Raw genomic sequence first — 16,114 nt, 5'->3', positions numbered from 1 at the left:
GGAATCGCCATCATGACCATCCCGATCAGCACGTCCGACACAAAAGCCGCTGCGGCGACCGTCGCCGCGCAGAAAGCCGCCGCACAGAAGGCAGCGGCCGACCGCGCCTCGCTCGACACCAGCGGCGACGCCACCGCCGCGCCTGAGACCAAGCCGGTGATCAGCGCCGACTTCAACATGTTCCTGAAGTTGCTGACGTCGCAGATCCAGAACCAGAATCCGCTCAGCCCGATGGACACGGCGCAATTCACCAATCAGCTGGTGCAGTTCGCGCAGACCGAGCAGTCGATCCAGCAGAACAGCACACTCAAGACGATAGTCGCCAAGCTGACCTCACAGGAGCTGGCGCAGGCGTCATCCTATATCGGGCGCGAGGCGCGGTTCGACACGCAGGTCGCGGGACTGACCGCCGACAAGCCCGCGACCTGGTCGTACCAGTATAGCCAGATGCCGGCGACGCTGCTGGCGGAGATCAAGGACAGCAAGGGCTCCGTCATGACGACGATCGCGCTGGATCCCGCCGCCAAGGGCAAGATCGTGTGGGACGGGCGCAGCGCACTCGGCGGCAAGGCGCCCGAGGGCAATTACACGCTCTCGCTCGTCGCCAAGGACGTCAACGGCGCGACGATCAACGGCGCGGTCACCGCGGCCGGTACGATCACGTCGGCGATGATGCTGGACGGCCGTGCCATCGTCACCGTCAACGGCGCCAATTACCCGCTCGACGCGCTGCTCTCGATCGACACCGCCGGCGCTGCCGCGAACGTCACTGCCTGAACAAGGAGGCACCGCGCCGGCCGCGGAGCATAGCAGATTTTACCGGGCCCAGTGTCATGGTGTGTCAGCGACGCGTGCCCGATCGCTCTTCGGGCCGGTTCCTCAGCGTCGCGCCGGGCCGAGCCCCCGATCACCATCGATCGGGGCTGGCCGGCGTACGTGATCCCGAAGGTCCGATCGCGGCTCAACCGCGCCCGCGAACCGCATCACCGAGCACCAGGGCGGCGAGCAGCCGGCCGATATAGCGCAGGCATAGTTCCTGGTGGATCGCCGCGGCCGCATCGCTGCTGGCGACGATGGCGCGGACCGCCTCGGCGCGCGCTCGAGCGGCGTGATAGTCGGCGTCGTGGTCGTGGTGCATGCGCGATCTCCTCGCACGCTCCCTCGCCCTCCCCTTTGTCGCCGGCATGTCAGCGATGTTGCGCCGGCGTCATCATTGTCGCGCGGCTGAAGGCTTGTCGCGGCCCGCGCGTGACGAAAGGTTGCGCGACGGAACCCATCGCCTCGCGCGTCATTGGAGCGGGCATCCCACAGCACAGGAAGTTGATCCATGCGTAAGATTCTTCTCTCCACCCTGCTCGTCGCCTGCGCGGTGAACATGTCGGCCTGCTCGACGCTGCGCGGCGCGGCGATCGGCGGCGCGGGCGGCGCCGGTGTGGCGGCAGCGACGGGCAAGAGCGTCGAGAAGGGCGCGGCCGTCGGCGGGGTCGGCGGCGCGGTCGTCGGCACCGTGGTCGACTGAGTCCGATCACTCCGGCGAGAACGGGGAGACGGCGGCCGCCGCGCGTCTTGATGACGCGCAAGCGGCGCTTCTCCCCGTCCTGCTAGGAACGAGCGGAAGATCGCCCGGCGGGTCCGCGGAGCAGATCGGCCCGAGCACGATCCTTGGGTCGGCCGAACAGAGCGAAGATCGCCTCGAGCTCCGCTCGCTCGGGCACATAGACGTCGCCCACCGACTGCCGCGTGGCGGGCCAAACCGCCACCCACCGATTTGCCGAACGGACCTGGAGTCCCGGCATCAGCTCGATCGGCAGCGTCGCGCCTTCCAACCGCGCGAACGGGACCGAGCGAAAGCGTTGGCCCGCCTCACCGACCACCACGTCGCCGCGCCAGGCCGACATCGCGTCACGCGCGTCGCGCGGACTGAGCAGCACGTCGACGTCGGCGACCGATGTCGCGGCCCCGTGCAGCCATGCCGCCGCGCTGCCGATCACCCACCATGCATCGCGCGCGCCGCGCAGCAGCGCCGCCAGCTCGTCCAGCGCGGCGGCGAGCGGCGTCACTCGCCTCAGTCGCCGGTGAGGATGCGGTCGACCAGCTGCTGCACCGTCGGCACGAAGCCGTTCGAGTAAAAGGGGTCGCGTTTGAAGTTATACGCGGCATGGCCGGCGAACATCAGGTTCTGGTCGGTGTCGCCGCCGTGCGCGATGTCCTGCAGCGTCTTCTGGATGCAGAAGCTTCGCGGATCGGCGAGGCGGCCGGTCGAGTTGGTCTCGGTGTCGGCCCAGCTCGAGAAAAGGCACTGGCTGAGGCAGCCCATACAGTCTGCCTGGTCCTTGCGGATCTCGGCCTTCTCGCCGGGCGAGACGAAGACCAGCGTGTTATCGGGCGTCTTGAGCGCGTCGGTGAAGCCCTCGCCGAACCACTGGCGCGCGCGCAGCAGGTCGTTGCGGGTCACCCAGAAGTTCTTGCCTTTCACGCCGACGTCGAGCTGGAAGACGTGGTCACCCGCCTCCTGCGTCGAGAAAGCGATCTGGCGCTCGGATCGAGCCTCGAGCGAGCGGAGGAAGGGGTTGCGCACCGCCGAGGAATAGAAGCCGGTCGGCGAGAAGCGGTGGAGCAGCACCTCGCCCTCCTCGATCTCCATCAGCTTGGCCTTCCAGCCCTCCGGGATCGGGCTCTCGCGCGTGAGCAGTGGGCGCGTGCCGTATTGGAAGGCGATCGTGCCGAGCTCGGGATTGTCGATCCAGTCGTTCCAGTCGCGCAGGTACCAGACGCCGCCCGCCATCACGATCGGCGTGCTGTCGGGAATGCCGCCCTCGCGCATCGTCTCGCGCAGCGCCTTCACGCGCGGATAGGGATCCTCGGGGGCGAGCGGGTCCTCGGCGTTGGACAGGCCGTTGTGCCCGCCGGCGAGCCACGGATCCTCGTAGACCACCGCGGCGAGCCACTCGCTCGCCTTGGAATAAGCGCGCTTCCACAGCGCGCGGAAGGCGCGTCCCGAGCTGACGATCGGCAGATAGCTGACGTTGTAGGAAGCGGCGATCTCGCTCAGCTTGTAGGGCATGCCGGCGCCGCACGTCACGCCCGAGACCAGGCCGCGGGTACGCTCGAGCACCCCGTGGAGCACGCGCTGCGCCCCGCCCATCTCCCACAGCACGTTGATGTTGATCGCGCCCTTGCCGCCCGCGATCTCCCACGCGCGCTGCACCTGCTGGACCGCGCCGTCGATCGCATAGGCGATCAGCTCCTCGTGGCGCTCGCGCCGGGTCAGTGCGCGGTAGACCTGCGGGATGATCTTGCCTTCCGGGTCGTAGCTGTCGGCGTTGACGGCGGAGACCGTCCCGATCCCGCCGGCGGCGGCCCAGGCACCGGCCGAGGCATGGTTGGTCGCGGCGACGCCCTTGCCACCTTCCACCAGCGGCCACACCTCGCGACCTCCATAGACGATCGGCTTCAGCCCCTTGAACACGCTCTTCCCACTTCCATCACTGACGTAGCGCGCGTCCGTATAAAGCAATCGGGCGGAAGCGCGACAAAATTGCGACTCAACCGAGACAAGCCGGGCGCCCCGCGGCCTCCGCATAGAGCCCCGCGTAGCGGGCGATCATATCCGCCTCGTCGAACTCGGCGCGCGCCTTCGCGCGGTTGGCAGCCCCGACCCGTCCGCGCAGCGCGGGGTCGCCGGCGAGCGCCTGGATCGCGTCGCGCAACCGCACCTCGCCGTGATGTTCGGTGACGAAGGGAAGATTCTCGGGTGCCACCATCTCGGCGACATCCCCGACCGGCGGGCTCACCACCGGCAGCCCCGCCGCCATCGCCTCGACCACGCTGGTCGGCGACTGCTCGCTCGTCGACGACAGCGCGAGGACGTCGAACAGCCCCATGTAGCGATAGGGCCGCTCGACCGCGCCGGTGAGCACGACCCGGTCGTCGATCCCCATCGCCAGCCCGGTCCGCTCGATCGCGTCGCGCTCGGGCCCCTCGCCCACGACGACCAGGCGGAAGCGGGTCGACAGCCCGCCGACCGCGCGCACCAGGGCGGGCAGGTCCTTGTGCGGCAGCAGCGCGCCGACGGCGCCGATCGTCAGCTCGCGCTCGTTGCGCGCGAAGCCAGGTAGCGCGCGCGGGTCGGGTCGCTCGGCGTAGAGCGCCGTGGCGACGCCGTTCGCGATACGATGGACCCGCGCGCGCGGCTGTCTCCACGTCTCGAGTGCGATCCGCTCGATCGCGCGGCTCGGCACCACCAGCGCGTGGGCGGCGGAGAGTGCCAGACGACGATAGATCGTTCGGTCGCGGCGTAGTCCGCCCGCCTCGGCGTCCGCGAAGCCGTCCTCGTGGTGGATCACCGGCGGGAGCCCGCGCGCGAAGACGCGGCGCGCCATCACCGCGTCGATCGCGGCCCAGTCGTAGGTGAGAACGAGATCGTGGCCGCGCATCAGCTTGGCCAACGCCTCGTAGCGCGCCAGCGAGGGCCTGCCCGCGAGCGGCGGTGCCTCCTGCGCGATCTCGTACCGCACCCCCTTGCCGATACGTTGCCGCGCCGCGAGCCGGGCGGCGTCGGCGACCACGAGACGATGCCGCGCACGATCGCCGAACGCGCTCATCAGCCGCGCCACCCGTGCTCCGCGCGCGTCGAGGTCGAAGCTCGGCAGGACATGCAGCAGGGAGAGCGGCTGTGGCATGGCCGCCACATAGCGGCGGGAAAGCGTCGACGCACCATGTTCTGGATGCCCTGTGCCCACCTCCCGTGCTTAAAGCAATTTGCGAGAGGTTCGGCCTTCGTCGTCGCTCGTGGAACCAAGGGAGTTCGTTTCTATGCTGAAGTCGATCATCGCAGCGGGCAGCGCGCTCGCGCTCACCGCCACCCCGGCGCTCGCCGCCGCCAACCCTGCTGCCTCGCTCTCCGTCGCCAAGTCGGCGCGTGCCGCGACCGGCGCCAAGGGCAAGAGCGAGCTCGCCGCGCCCGGCGCGATCGTTGGCCTGGTGCTGGCCGCCGCGGTCGTGGTCGCCGGCGTGATCATCGCGGTCGACGACGGCGACGATTCGGACAGCAACTGAGCTGTCCGCCGGCACCGCTCCCGGGCGGTGCCGGCTTCCCGGCACGATCAGCCGATCGCGCCCTTCGGTACGTGCGTGATCCGGCACGCCAGGTCCGCCTCCCCGCTCGCCACGACCCAGTGATCGCCGCCGTCGGCGATGCCGGTGGTGAAGACGACATTGTCCAGGTACATCTGCTCCTTGAGCGGCTCGGTCAGCGCCGGTGCCGGCTCCAGCAGCGCGTCGTCGCTGGTGGCGAGCGGGCGCGACGGGTCGTCGCGGTCGAGCAGCGTCCAATAGGTGCGATAGATCCCGACGACGCCCGAGGGCTCGACACCGTGCCACAGCGTCAGCCAGCCCTCCTGCCCGTTCACGGTCGTCAGCACCGGCGGCGCCCCGCCCCCCATGCGCGCGGTCGCCATCGTCTTGGCGTGCGGGCGGATGCCCGGCGCGTCGAGCGGCTTCCAGTAGAGCGCGTCGGGTGAGGTGGCCAGGTTGATCGACGGGCCGGCGCGCCACTCGCTGTCGGGCGGGTAAGCGAAGTACAGGTCGCCGAGCGGCCGAGTCTGCGCCCAGAAGGTGCCGCGCACCTTGCCCTCGAAGATCAGCATGTCCTTGTTCTGATGGTCGAGCACGATGCCCTCCAGCCGCCAGTCGAGCGCGTCGTCGCTGGTGTAGAGCGTGGTGCAGTGGCGCTCGGGGCTGACCGAGCAGCTCGTCATGTAGTAGCGACCGTCGACGCGGCTGATCCGCGCGTCCTCGACGCCATAGCACTGATAGGCGGCGCGTGGTGCGATCGCGCGCTCGTAGTGGACCGCCTCGACTTGCGTACCGCTCGCGTCGAGCTCGACCGGCAGGAGCCAGGACAGCGAGGTCAGCGCCATCACCTTCCAGCCGCCGCCGCGCATCATGAACTTGCGCGGGTCCGAGGTGTCGACCAGCGACAGCGGCCAGGCGTCGAGCACGTATCGCTCGCCGTCCCAGCGGATCGCGTGGATCTGCTGGTCGCGCACCGGGTGGCGCAACGCCTCGGCGACGCGCACCATCAGCAGCAGGTTACCGTTGGCCAGTCGCGTCATGCCCGGGTTGAAGGCGCCGAGCACGTAGGTCTCGGCGTCGAGATGCCCGGCGAGCGGCGAGCGCGACAGGTCGACGTCGCCGGGGCCGAACACCAGAGCGTCGTGCGGGAAGCCGGTCGCCATGGCGGTCAGTCCCCGTCCTGCACGCGCGGGCTGATCGTCAGCCGCTGGATCACCGCGCGGCGCGGCTGGGTGAGCAGGTAGTGCACCCCCACCGCGATGTCCTCGGCACGCAGCATCTTCTCCTCGCCGATCATCTCACGCTGCTTCTCGGGTGAAAGGTCGGGCAGTTGCATGTCCGAGCCGGTCAGGCCCGGCTCGACCAGCGCGACCCGCACGCCCCTGGGTCCGAGCTCGCGCCGCAGCGCAATCGAGAAGCCCTGCAATCCGCTCTTGATCCCGGCGTAGACGGTGGAATGCGGCCCGAGCACATAGGCGCTGGTCGAGCCGATCATCACCACGTCGCCCGCGCGCAGGTCGCGCGCGGCGCGCTGCGTCAGCAGCAGATAATGGGTGAAGTTGAGCGCGATCGCGTGCAGCAGCGCGGCCTCGTCCATCTCGGTCACGCCGCTCGCGGCCTCGGCGGCGTTGGCGACCACCACGTCATAGCCGCCCAGCGCCGCGCTCGCGGCGTCGACCGCGGCGCCGACCTGGTCGGGCTGGCTCAGATCGAACAGCCCGCCGTCGCCCGTGCCCACCTCCCGCACCCGCGCCAGCGCGTCGTCGAGATGCGCCTGATCGGTGCCCACGAGGTAGACGTGCGCACCCTCGGCGGCGAGCAGCACCGCGACGGCGCGGCCGATCCCGGTGGTGCCGCCGGTGACGATCGCGCGCCGCCCCTTGAGCGACGTCTGGGCGCTGTGCGCATCACTGATCTCGGTCATGCTGGTCCTCTCGCTCGCCCCGACCGAGCGAGACGAACCGCTAGCGCGCGGGTTCCGCGATGGCGGCGAGCAGTTGGTCGATCGCGGGCCGTAGCGCCGGCTCGTCGAGCAGCGGCGCGTGCCCAACGCCCGGCACCGTCACCAGCTCGGCGCGCGGCAGTGCCGCGACCATGCGGCGCGCGGTGGCCTCGCCCAGGATGTCGCTGCGCTCGCCGCGCGTCACCACCACGGGTGCCTCGCCCAGGGCCGCATAGGCGCGCCACAGGTCCGGCCCGGCCTCGCCGCCGGGCAGGCGGAACGGCTCGGCGATCTTGAGGTCATAGTCGAGCACGATGCGCCCCGCGCTGTTGAGCCGGTACAGCCGCTTGGCCATCGCGAGCCACTGGTCGATCCGCCAGCCCGGGTAGACGTCGCCGTTCGACTCCTGCAACCCGCGCGCGGCGTGGAGCCAGGTGGGGTAGACGCTGGGCCTGCCGACATAGCCGCGGATGCGCGCCAGCCCGCCGGGTTCGATCACCGGGCCGATGTCATTGAGCAGCGCGCCGGCGATGCGCCCGGGCAGCATGCCGGCGAGCAGCATCGTCACGATCCCGCCGAGCGAGGTCCCCACCGCGACGACGCGCTCCAGCTGCTGATCGGCGAGCAACGCCACCACGTCCTGCGCGTAGGTGAGCGGCACGTAGGTCATCGGATCCTTGGCGTAGCCGCTCTCGCCGCGGCCGCGGAACTCGACCGCGAGCACGCGCCGCCGCCCGTCCAGCGCGGCGACCAGCGGCTCGAAGTCGCGGACGTTGCGGGTCAGCCCGGGCAGGCACAGCAGCGGTGGGGCGGCGTCGCCCTCGGGGCCGGGATAGTCGCGCGCGTGCAGCCGCAGTCCGTCGGCGGACCACCAGTAGACGTCGCGAAATCCCGCCATGCTTGCCTCCCCGCTCCGGCGCCCCCCATATCCACGCATGCCCTTCGACCCGCAAGCATATCGCCCCGAGCGCCGGATCCTGTCGCTCGGTGAACCTTTCTACGATCCCGTCCGCGCCGCGGACTTTCCCGAGACGCGGCTGCGCTTCCGCAACGATCGCGCCGCGGCTGAGGTCGGGTTGCGCGGTCTCGACGACGCAGAATGGGTCCGGCATCTCGGCCGCTTCGCGCCGCTGCCGGACAGCCTCGAGCAGCCGCTGGCGCTGCGCTACCACGGCCACCAGTTCCGCTCGTACAACCCCGATCTCGGCGACGGACGCGGCTTCACCTTCGCGCAGCTGCGCGATCGCGACGGGCGCCTGCTCGATCTCGGCACCAAGGGATCGGGGCAGACCCCGTGGAGCCGCTTCGGCGACGGCCGGCTGACGCTCAAGGGCGGGGTACGCGAGGTGCTGGCGAGCGAGATGCTCGAGGCGCTCGGCGTGCCGACCTCGCGCAGTTTTTCGCTGATCGAGACGGGCGAGGCGCTGGAGCGCAACGACGAACCCTCGCCCACGCGCGCGGCGGTGCTGGTCCGGCTCAGCCACGGTCACATCCGGATCGGTACCTTCCAGCGGCTCGCCTACCACCACGACGAGGACGCGATGCGACGGCTGGTGCGCTACGTGCTGTCCGAGCTCTACGGCGAGCCCGGCGACGATCCGGTGCGGCTGCTCGAACTCGTGGTGGCGCGCACCGCGGTGCTGGCGGCGCGCTACATGGCCGCCGGCTTCGTCCATGGCGTGCTGAACTCGGACAACATCAACGTCACCGGCGAGAGCTTCGACTATGGCCCGTGGCGCTTCGCCCCGACCTGGGATCCGGCCTTCACCGCGGCCTATTTCGATCACGCGGGGCTGTACGCCTTCGGCCGTCAGCCCGAGGCGATCCTGTGGGACGTGATGCAGCTCGCTTCCTCGCTGCGGCTGATCGCGGAGAGCGACCCGCTGGTGGCGGCGCTCGACCGCTTCGCCGAAGCATATCAGCCGGCGGTCGCGGAGGCGCTGCTGTGGCGCATGGGACGTGCGGCCAAGCATGACTCGAGCGACCGCGCGCTGGTGCAGGCGGTGGAGCGCGCGCTGCGCGCGACCGGGATCGGGCTCGACCGCTTCTTCTTCGACGTCTTCGCCCAGGAGCTGCCGGGAAGCTACGGCGCCGAGTGGGACGCCGTGCGCGCGGCGCTGGCGGACCACGCGCCGCGCAAGCCGCGCGACCATGCTTACTGGCGGGGCGAGCCGTGCGCGATGCTGATCGACGAGGTCGAGGCGATCTGGGCGCCGATCGCCGAGCGCGACGATTGGGCCGCGTTCGACGCCAAGCTGGCGGCGATCCGCCAGATGGCGGCCGCGCTGGAATGAGATGGACGCGACGGGGTCGCGCACGCCGGCGCCCGGAGCAGCGAGTGCCGCGCTCCCTGATGTGGGCTCCTGCGTGCGCGGGAGCGCGGTCCGCGAAATAGCCGTCCCGTCCCCTCGCATCATCCCGAACTCGTCTCGGGATCCATCGCGGGCGAACATCGCACGGTCTGCTCCTGCCGCGCCGTGGATCCAGAGACGAGCGCGGGGGTGACGCCAGCAGAGCGGAGCGAGCGCCCCCTCCCGCGCACCCGATTGGCAAGTTACGCAAAGTGCGCGAAGAGGACGCCATGGCAGAACTGATCTCGTACGAGCCCGCCACCGGCGCCGAGCTCTGGCGCGGCCCGACGAGCGACGTCGATCAGGAGGTCGCCGCGGCGCGCGAGGGCTTCGTGCCCTGGGCCGCGCGCTCGCTCTCCTTCCGCATCGAGACACTGCGCCGCTTCGCCAACGTGGTGCGCCAGCGCGCCGACACCTTCACCGAGGTGATCGCGCGCGAGACCGGCAAGCCGTTGTGGGAGGCGCGCACCGAGGTCGACAGCGTGATCGCCAAGGTCGACATCTCGGTCACCGCCTACGCCGAGCGCACCGCGCAGCGCCGCATGGACGCGCCGATGAACAGCCGCATGGCGCTGCGCCACAAACCGCACGGCGTGCTCGCGGTACTGGGCCCGTACAATTTCCCGGCGCACCTGCCCAACGGCCACATCGTCCCGGCGCTGATCGCGGGCAACGCGGTGGTGTTCAAGCCATCCGAGAAGACCCCCGCGACCGGCCTGTTCCTCGTCGAGTGCCTCCACGCCGCGGGCGTGCCGGCGGAGACGATGCGCGTGGTGGTCGGCGGGCCGGCCGAGGGACGCGCGCTCGCGGCGCATCCGGACATCGACGGGCTGCTGTTCACCGGCTCGGCGCGGACTGGCATCGCGCTCAACCGCGCCTTCGCCGAGAAGCCCGAGAAGATCCTCGCGCTCGAGATGGGCGGCAACAACCCGATCCTGGTGTGGGACACGCCCGACCTGCACACCGCCGCGGTGCTGGTGGCGCAGTCGGCCTTCACCACCGCGGGACAGCGCTGCACCGCGGCGCGGCGGCTGATCGTGCAGGACACGCTGGCGGACGGGCTGCTCGGCGAGCTGACCAAGCTGACCAACCGGCTGATCGTCGGCGCGCCGTACGACGAGCCCCAGCCCTTCATGGGCCCGGTGATCGACAATGAAACCGCCGACGGGCTGAGCGAGAGCTTCCTCGCACTGATGATGAAAGGCGGCCGCCCGGTCCGCCACATGGCGCGGCCCGATCCCGAGCGGCCGTTCCTCACGCCCGGCATCATCGACGTCACCGACGTCGCCGAGCGGCCCGACATGGAGCTGTTCGGCCCGCTGCTCCAGGTCGTGCGCGTCGACGATTTCGACGCCGCGATCGCCGAGGCCAACGCGACGCGCTACGGCCTGTCCGCCTCGCTGATCAGCCAGACGCCCGCGCTGTTCGACCGCTTCTGGGCCGGCGCCCGCGCGGGTATCGTCAACTGGAACAAGCCGACCAACGGCGCCTCCTCCTCGGCACCGTTCGGCGGCATCGGCTGGTCCGGCAACCATCGCCCGAGCGCCTATTACGCCGCGGATTACTGCGCCTATCCGGTGGTGTCGAACGAGGCCGACGCGGCGCGCGCCTCGATCGGCATCGGCCTCGCCGACGGCTGAGTCCGCGCCACCCCTCGACAGCCCCGGGCGCGCCGGGCATCAGCGCGCGCGAACAGGGAGATAGATGATGCCCAGCGGATTGGTCGCGCTGCTCGACGACGTCGCCGGCCTGACACGGCTCGCCGCCGCCTCGCTCGACGACGTCGGCGCCGCCGCGGCCAAGGCGGGAACCAAGGCGGCGGGCGTGGTGGTCGACGATACCGCCGTGACGCCGCGCTACGTCACTGGCCTGTCGCCGCAGCGCGAGCTGCCGATCATCGGCAAGATCGCGCTGGGCTCGCTCCGCAACAAGATCGTCTTCCTGCTGCCGATCGCGATCGGGCTGAGCGCCTGGGCGCCCTGGGCGATCACGCCGCTGCTGATGCTGGGTGGCGCTTACCTGTGCTTCGAGGGCGCCGAGAAGGTGATCGAGGCGCTCTCGGGCCAGCACCACGACGACACCGCCGATATCGCGACCGACCCGGCCGAGCTCGAGCGCCAGAAGGTGTCGGGCGCGATCCGCACCGATTTCATCCTCTCCGCCGAGATCATGGCGATCGCGCTCGGCGAGGTCTCCGACACGCCCCTGCTGACTCAGGCGATCACGCTGGCGTTGGTGGCGGTGGCGATCACCGCGGGCGTTTACGGTGTGGTGGCGTTGATCGTGAAGGCCGACGACGTCGGGCTGCACCTCGCCAAGAGCACGTCCTCGCCGCTGCGCGCGATCGGGCGCGGGCTGGTCAAGGGCGTGCCGGTGCTGATGCGCTGGCTCGCGGTGATCGGCACCGCGGCGATGCTGTGGGTCGGCGGCGGCATCCTGCTCCATGGCGCGGAGACGCTCGGGTGGCGCGCGCCGCAGCATCTCGTCCACCACCTCGCCGAGCGGGTCGAGCACGGCGCGCCGGCGCTGGGCGCGGTGCTCGGCTGGCTGCTCACCGCGACGCTGTCGGGCGTGGTCGGGCTCGCGATCGGCGGCGCGATCGCGGGGCTGCTCCACCTCTTCCACCGCGGCGAGGCGGCGGCGCACTGACTTGCGCGAGCGCGCCGGCCGGCGCTTCACCGCGTCGCTCGGCCGCGCTAAGGCGAGCCGCATGACCGATCCCAGCACCCTTCCCTATCGCCCCTGCGCAGGCGTGATGCTGCTCAACCGCGAGGGCCGCGTCTTCGTCGGCCAGCGGCTCGATAACGTGTTGGAGGCCTGGCAGATGCCGCAGGGCGGGATCGACCCGGGCGAGGACGCTCAGGCCGCCGCGGTCCGTGAGCTATGGGAGGAGACCGGCGTCACCGCGGACAAGGTGACACTGATCGCCGAGGCGCCGGAGGAGCTCTACTACGACCTGCCGCCCGAGATGATCGGCAAGGTATGGAAGGGGAAGTACCGCGGCCAGCGCCAGCGCTGGTTCCTGTTCCGCTTCGACGGCACCGATGCGGACATCCGCATCGACACGCCGCACCCCGAGTTCCGCGCCTGGCGCTGGGCCGCGCCCGCGGACCTGCCGTCGCTGATCGTGCCCTTCAAGCAGCAGCTGTACCGCGACGTGCTGCACGCCTTCGCGGCGCACCTCGATCTGCCGGGCTGACGCCCGGCTGGCCTCGCGCCGCGGACCCCGCTAGGCTGCCCGCCATGGGGGAACTCACGAGAGTGGAGAGGGGCGCGGTCGAGCGGCTCGACGCGGCGCGAATGCTGGCGCAAGTCGAGCGTTGGGCGGCGATCAACAGCGGGACGCGCAACCTAGCAGGGTGCGCCGCGATGGCCGCGGCCCTCGCCGACGCCTTCGCCGCGCTGCCGGGCGAGGTGACGCTGGTCGAGCCCGGCGCGGCGGAGAGCGTCGGCGCCGACGGCAGCGTCGCTGCGCTGGCGCACGGCCACCACCTGCGCGTGACGGTGCGACCCGAGGCACCGGTGCGGCTGCTCCTCACCGGCCACCTCGATACCGTCTATCCGGTGGATCACCCGTTCCAGTCGCTGGAGTGGCGCGAGCCGGGCGTGCTCAACGGCCCCGGCGTTGCCGACATGAAGGGCGGCCTTGCGCTGATGCTCGAGGCGCTGCTCGCGGTGGAGGCCGAGGGCGCGCGCTTCGGCTACGACGTGGTGATCAACTCGGACGAGGAGACCGGCTCCTTCTCCTCCGCGGCGCTGCTCGCGGACGCGGCGCGCGGCAAGGTCGCGGCGCTCACCTACGAGCCCGCGCTGCCCGACGGCACGCTGGCGGGCGCGCGCGGCGGCACGGGCAATTTCTCGATCGTGGTGCGCGGACGTGCGGCGCACGCCGGCCGCAACCCCGCCGACGGGCGCAATGCCGTGGTGGCGGCGAGTGCGCTGGCGCTGCGGCTCCACGCCGAGCGCTCGCCGCGGCTCGCGGTCAACCCGGCGCGGATCGACGGCGGTGGGCCCAACAACGTCGTCCCCGATCTCGCCGTGCTGCGCGTCAACTTCCGCCCTGCCGACGCGGGCGAGATCGCGCGCGCGCAGACGCTGGTCGAGCGCGCCGCGGCCGAGGTGGCCGCGGTGCACGAGGTCTCGGTGGAGGTGCACGGCGGCTTCAACCGTCCGCCCAAGCCGATCGACGCCGGCGCGGCACGGCTGTTCGAGCTGGTGCGCGCGAGCGGCGCCGACCTCGGCCAGGCGATCGCCTGGCGCGATACCGGCGGCGTGTGCGACGGCAACAACATCGCCGCCTGCGGCGTCCCCGTGGTCGACACGATGGGCGCGCGCGGCGGCGCGATCCACTCGGCGGAGGAATATCTGATCGTCGACAGCCTGAGAGAGCGCGCGGCCCTGTCCGCGGTGACGATGCTGCGGATCGCCGAGGGAGCGCTGGCATGAGCTTCGTGATCCGCGCCGCGCAGCCGGGCGACCTGCCGCACCTGTACGAGATGGCGAAGCTGACCGGCGGCGGCTTCACCAACCTGCCGCCCGACCGCGCCGCGCTCGGAGCCAAGCTGGCGCGCTGTGCCGAGGCGTTCGGGCGCGACACCGCGAGCCTCCGCGACGAGCTGTTCGTCCTGATGTTGGAGAACACCGCCACCCGCGACGTGCGCGGCACGTGCCAGCTGATCACGCACGTGGGGCAGAAGCATCCGTTCTACAGCTACCGCATCGGCACGCTGACGCAGCACAGCCGCGAGCTGGAGCGCACCTTCCGCGCCGAGATGCTGACGCTCACCACCGACCTGGAGGGGGCGAGCGAGGTAGGCGGGCTCTTTCTCCATCCCGGCGAGCGCGCCGGCGGGCTCGGGCTGCTGCTCGCGCGCAGCCGCTACCTCTTCATCCGCGCGCACCGCCAGCGCTTCGCCGAGCGGACGCTCGCCGAGCTGCGCGGCGTGATCGACGAGGCCGGCGGCTCGCCTTTCTGGGACGGGCTGGCGGGGCGCTTCTTCGGGATGAGCTTCCAGCAGGCGGACGAGTTCAACGCGATCAACGGCCACCAGTTCATCGCCGACCTGATGCCGAAACACCCGATCTACACCGCGATGCTGACCGACGGCGCGCGCGCCGCGATCGGCCTGCCCCACCCGTCCGGTCGCGCCGCGATGCGGATGCTCGAGCACGAGGGGTTCGCCTTCGAGAATTACGTCGACATCTTCGACGGCGGCCCGACCATGACCGCGCGCACCGACCAGATCCGCACCGTGCGCGACGCGCGCGACGCCGCGCTGGTGACGATCGACGCGGCCGAGGACCGGGCCGGCGGCGGTACCGAGGCGCTGGTCGCGACGGGGCGGCTCGGCGCGTTCCGCTGCGCCTATGGCGCGGTCCGCGAGGTCGAGGGTGGGATCGCGCTCGATCGCGCCTGCGCCGCCGCGCTGGCGATCGAGCCGGGCGCGACGGTGAGCTGGATCGGGCGAATATGACGGTGCTGCGCGAGATCAATTTCGACGGAATCGTCGGGCCGAGCCACAATTACGCCGGGCTCAGCCCGGGCAACCTCGCCGCCACCGCCAACGCCGGCGCGGTGGCGCATCCGCGCGCCGCGGCGCTGCAGGGCGTGGCGAAGATGCGCGCCAATCTCGCGCTCGGGCTCGTACAGGGCGTGCTGCTGCCGCACCCCCGCCCGGACCACGACTGGCTCGCCGCGCTTCACACCGACTACGCCGCGGCAGCACCCTTCCTGCGCGCGCGCGCGCTGTCCGCCTCGGCGATGTGGGCCGCCAACGCCGCGACCGTCTCGCCGGCGGCCGACACCGGCGACGGGCGCTGTCATCTCACTGTCGCCAACCTCGTGACGATGCCGCATCGCAGCCACGAGTGGCCCGCGACGCTGGCGCAGCTGCGGCTCGCCTTCGCGCATCCCGCCTTCGCGGTGCACGCACCCATCCCGGCTCCCTTCGGCGACGAGGGCGCCGCCAATCACATGCGGCTGTGCGCCGGCCATGGCACTCCCGGGGTCGAGCTGTTCGTCTACGGCGCCACGGGCGGCCCCTTCCCCGCGCGCCAACACCTGGAGGCGAGCCGGGCGGTGGCGCGCGCGCACCGGCTCGACCCGGCGCGCACCCTGTTCGTCGAGCAGGCCGAGGCGGCGATCGCGGCGGGCGCCTTCCACAACGACGTCGTCGCGGTGGCGAACGAGCGCGTGCTGCTGGCACACGAGCAGGCCTTCGCCGATCGCGCCGGCGTGCAGCGGGCGCTCGCCGCGCTGCTGCCCGAGGCGGAGATCGTCGAGGTCCCCGCCGCCGAGGTGTCGCTGGAAGACGCGATCGGCTCCTATCTCTTCAACGCACAGCTGGTCACCCCGCCGGGGGGCATGACGACGCTGGTGGTGCCCGAGGAGACGCGCGCCAACCCGCGCGTCTGGGGCTGGGTGCAACGCCATGTCGCGGGCAACGGCGCGATCCGCCGCGTCGAGGTGGTCGACGTGCGTGAGTCAATGGCCAACGGCGGCGGGCCGGCCTGCCTTCGCCTCCGCGTCGTGTGCGATCCCGCGACGGTCGACCCTCGCTTCCTGGTCGACCCGGGCCGGCTCGACGTGATCGCGGCGGTGATCGAGCGCCACTGGCCCGAGTCGATCGCGCCCGACTCGATCGGCGACCTGCGGCTGATCGCGCAGATCGAGACGGCGCGGCGCGCGTTGCTGGAGGTGCTGGGGCTGGAGGAGCTGGGGTGAGGTGTGGTCTGAATGGCCCGT

17 protein-coding genes are annotated in these 16,114 nt (G+C 71.4%); 10 read left to right on the top strand and 7 right to left on the bottom strand.

The genetic code is table 11. The features are described from left to right. The first annotated feature begins 12 nt into the window (after positions 1-12). Positions 13-777: a flagellar hook assembly protein FlgD gene (locus FHY05_RS04400; RefSeq protein WP_183943184.1), complete on the top strand. Its 765-nt coding sequence runs from the start codon at positions 13-15 to the stop codon at positions 775-777. Between the two features lie 184 nt (positions 778-961). Here the strand turns inward: FHY05_RS04400 and FHY05_RS04395 are convergent, their stop codons facing one another. Continuing rightward, complete coding sequence (locus FHY05_RS04395; protein WP_183943183.1) at positions 962-1,138, bottom strand: hypothetical protein; 177 nt, start codon at positions 1,136-1,138, stop codon at positions 962-964. 189 nt (positions 1,139-1,327) lie between these two features. Here FHY05_RS04395 and FHY05_RS04390 point away from each other — a divergent pair, with 189 nt between their 5' ends. Then, positions 1,328-1,519: a hypothetical protein gene (locus FHY05_RS04390; protein WP_183943182.1), complete on the top strand. Its 192-nt coding sequence runs from the start codon at positions 1,328-1,330 to the stop codon at positions 1,517-1,519. A gap of 82 nt (positions 1,520-1,601) precedes the next feature. On the opposite strand, the gene FHY05_RS04385 is transcribed toward FHY05_RS04390, so the two are convergent. The 3 genes from FHY05_RS04385 to FHY05_RS04375 form a co-directional block, all read right to left on the bottom strand. Continuing rightward, complete coding sequence (locus FHY05_RS04385; RefSeq protein WP_183943181.1) at positions 1,602-2,060, bottom strand: hypothetical protein; 459 nt, start codon at positions 2,058-2,060, stop codon at positions 1,602-1,604. A gap of 5 nt (positions 2,061-2,065) precedes the next feature. Next, a complete protein-coding gene (locus FHY05_RS04380) occupies positions 2,066-3,469 on the bottom strand; it encodes a nitronate monooxygenase (RefSeq protein ID WP_183943180.1) in 1,404 nt (467 codons plus the stop codon). 76 nt (positions 3,470-3,545) lie between these two features. After that, on the bottom strand, positions 3,546-4,682 hold the full coding sequence (locus FHY05_RS04375; protein ID WP_183943179.1) for a glycosyltransferase: 1,137 nt from the start codon (positions 4,680-4,682) through the stop codon (positions 3,546-3,548). Between the two features lie 133 nt (positions 4,683-4,815). Between FHY05_RS04375 and FHY05_RS04370 the strand changes: the two genes are divergently transcribed. After that, positions 4,816-5,058 carry a hypothetical protein gene (locus FHY05_RS04370; protein WP_183943178.1) on the top strand — a complete coding sequence of 81 codons (243 nt, stop codon included), beginning with the start codon at positions 4,816-4,818 and terminating at the stop codon, positions 5,056-5,058. Positions 5,059-5,105: 47 nt separating this feature from the next. Here the strand turns inward: FHY05_RS04370 and FHY05_RS04365 are convergent, their stop codons facing one another. Genes FHY05_RS04365 through FHY05_RS04355 form a run of 3 tightly spaced genes read right to left on the bottom strand, consistent with a single transcriptional unit; the run spans position 5,106 to position 7,916 of the window. Continuing rightward, on the bottom strand, positions 5,106-6,239 hold the full coding sequence (locus tag FHY05_RS04365) for a glycosidase (RefSeq protein ID WP_183943177.1): 1,134 nt from the start codon (positions 6,237-6,239) through the stop codon (positions 5,106-5,108). A 5-nt stretch (positions 6,240-6,244) separates the two neighbouring features. Continuing rightward, positions 6,245-7,000 carry an SDR family oxidoreductase gene (locus FHY05_RS04360; protein ID WP_183943176.1) on the bottom strand — a complete coding sequence of 252 codons (756 nt, stop codon included), beginning with the start codon at positions 6,998-7,000 and terminating at the stop codon, positions 6,245-6,247. 40 nt (positions 7,001-7,040) lie between these two features. After that, positions 7,041-7,916 carry an alpha/beta fold hydrolase gene (locus FHY05_RS04355; RefSeq protein ID WP_183943175.1) on the bottom strand — a complete coding sequence of 292 codons (876 nt, stop codon included), beginning with the start codon at positions 7,914-7,916 and terminating at the stop codon, positions 7,041-7,043. Between the two features lie 37 nt (positions 7,917-7,953). Here FHY05_RS04355 and FHY05_RS04350 point away from each other — a divergent pair, with 37 nt between their 5' ends. The 7 genes from FHY05_RS04350 to FHY05_RS04320 all read left to right on the top strand — a co-directional run bounded on the left by FHY05_RS04350 (position 7,954) and on the right by FHY05_RS04320 (position 16,093). Then, a complete protein-coding gene (locus FHY05_RS04350; RefSeq protein ID WP_183943174.1) occupies positions 7,954-9,312 on the top strand; it encodes a protein adenylyltransferase SelO family protein in 1,359 nt (452 codons plus the stop codon). 287 nt (positions 9,313-9,599) lie between these two features. Continuing rightward, positions 9,600-11,009, top strand: coding sequence for a succinylglutamate-semialdehyde dehydrogenase (astD, locus tag FHY05_RS04345; protein WP_183943173.1), 1,410 nt, complete (start codon positions 9,600-9,602; stop codon positions 11,007-11,009). 67 nt (positions 11,010-11,076) lie between these two features. After that, positions 11,077-12,018: a DUF808 domain-containing protein gene (locus FHY05_RS04340; RefSeq protein ID WP_183943172.1), complete on the top strand. Its 942-nt coding sequence runs from the start codon at positions 11,077-11,079 to the stop codon at positions 12,016-12,018. 61 nt (positions 12,019-12,079) lie between these two features. Next, positions 12,080-12,568, top strand: a complete 489-nt coding sequence (locus tag FHY05_RS04335; protein WP_183943171.1) for an RNA pyrophosphohydrolase — start codon at positions 12,080-12,082, stop codon at positions 12,566-12,568. Positions 12,569-12,612: 44 nt separating this feature from the next. Then, a complete protein-coding gene (locus FHY05_RS04330) occupies positions 12,613-13,815 on the top strand; it encodes a hydrolase (protein WP_183943170.1) in 1,203 nt (400 codons plus the stop codon). Continuing rightward, positions 13,812-14,843: an arginine N-succinyltransferase gene (locus FHY05_RS04325; protein WP_183943169.1), complete on the top strand. Its 1,032-nt coding sequence runs from the start codon at positions 13,812-13,814 to the stop codon at positions 14,841-14,843. Before FHY05_RS04330 ends, FHY05_RS04325 begins: the two co-directional genes overlap by 4 nt. Continuing rightward, positions 14,840-16,093, top strand: a complete 1,254-nt coding sequence (locus FHY05_RS04320; RefSeq protein ID WP_183943168.1) for an N-succinylarginine dihydrolase — start codon at positions 14,840-14,842, stop codon at positions 16,091-16,093. The genes FHY05_RS04325 and FHY05_RS04320 overlap by 4 nt, the downstream gene beginning before the upstream one ends. The last annotated feature ends 21 nt before the right edge of the window (positions 16,094-16,114 follow it).

It is taken from the genome of Sphingomonas sp. BK580, assembly GCF_014194975.1.
Lineage (GTDB): Bacteria > Pseudomonadota > Alphaproteobacteria > Sphingomonadales > Sphingomonadaceae > Sphingomonas.
Note: the sequence above shows the minus strand (reverse complement) of the source record. Positions and strands in the feature narration are given on the sequence as shown.

Bases quoted from the DNA above. Each gene is read 5' to 3' on its own strand.
- FHY05_RS04400 (WP_183943184.1), top strand. From the start codon at position 13: ATGACCATCCCGATCAGCACGTCCGACACAAAAGCCGCTGCGGCGACC.
- FHY05_RS04395 (WP_183943183.1), bottom strand. From the start codon at position 1,138: ATGCACCACGACCACGACGCCGACTATCACGCCGCTCGAGCGCGCGCC.
- FHY05_RS04390 (WP_183943182.1), top strand. From the start codon at position 1,328: ATGCGTAAGATTCTTCTCTCCACCCTGCTCGTCGCCTGCGCGGTGAAC.
- FHY05_RS04375 (WP_183943179.1), bottom strand. From the start codon at position 4,682: ATGCCACAGCCGCTCTCCCTGCTGCATGTCCTGCCGAGCTTCGACCTC.
- FHY05_RS04370 (WP_183943178.1), top strand. From the start codon at position 4,816: ATGCTGAAGTCGATCATCGCAGCGGGCAGCGCGCTCGCGCTCACCGCC.
- FHY05_RS04365 (WP_183943177.1), bottom strand. From the start codon at position 6,239: ATGGCGACCGGCTTCCCGCACGACGCTCTGGTGTTCGGCCCCGGCGAC.
- FHY05_RS04360 (WP_183943176.1), bottom strand. From the start codon at position 7,000: ATGACCGAGATCAGTGATGCGCACAGCGCCCAGACGTCGCTCAAGGGG.
- FHY05_RS04355 (WP_183943175.1), bottom strand. From the start codon at position 7,916: ATGGCGGGATTTCGCGACGTCTACTGGTGGTCCGCCGACGGACTGCGG.
- FHY05_RS04350 (WP_183943174.1), top strand. From the start codon at position 7,954: ATGCCCTTCGACCCGCAAGCATATCGCCCCGAGCGCCGGATCCTGTCG.
- astD (WP_183943173.1), top strand. From the start codon at position 9,600: ATGGCAGAACTGATCTCGTACGAGCCCGCCACCGGCGCCGAGCTCTGG.
- FHY05_RS04340 (WP_183943172.1), top strand. From the start codon at position 11,077: ATGCCCAGCGGATTGGTCGCGCTGCTCGACGACGTCGCCGGCCTGACA.
- FHY05_RS04335 (WP_183943171.1), top strand. From the start codon at position 12,080: ATGACCGATCCCAGCACCCTTCCCTATCGCCCCTGCGCAGGCGTGATG.
- FHY05_RS04330 (WP_183943170.1), top strand. From the start codon at position 12,613: ATGGGGGAACTCACGAGAGTGGAGAGGGGCGCGGTCGAGCGGCTCGAC.
- FHY05_RS04325 (WP_183943169.1), top strand. From the start codon at position 13,812: ATGAGCTTCGTGATCCGCGCCGCGCAGCCGGGCGACCTGCCGCACCTG.
- FHY05_RS04320 (WP_183943168.1), top strand. From the start codon at position 14,840: ATGACGGTGCTGCGCGAGATCAATTTCGACGGAATCGTCGGGCCGAGC.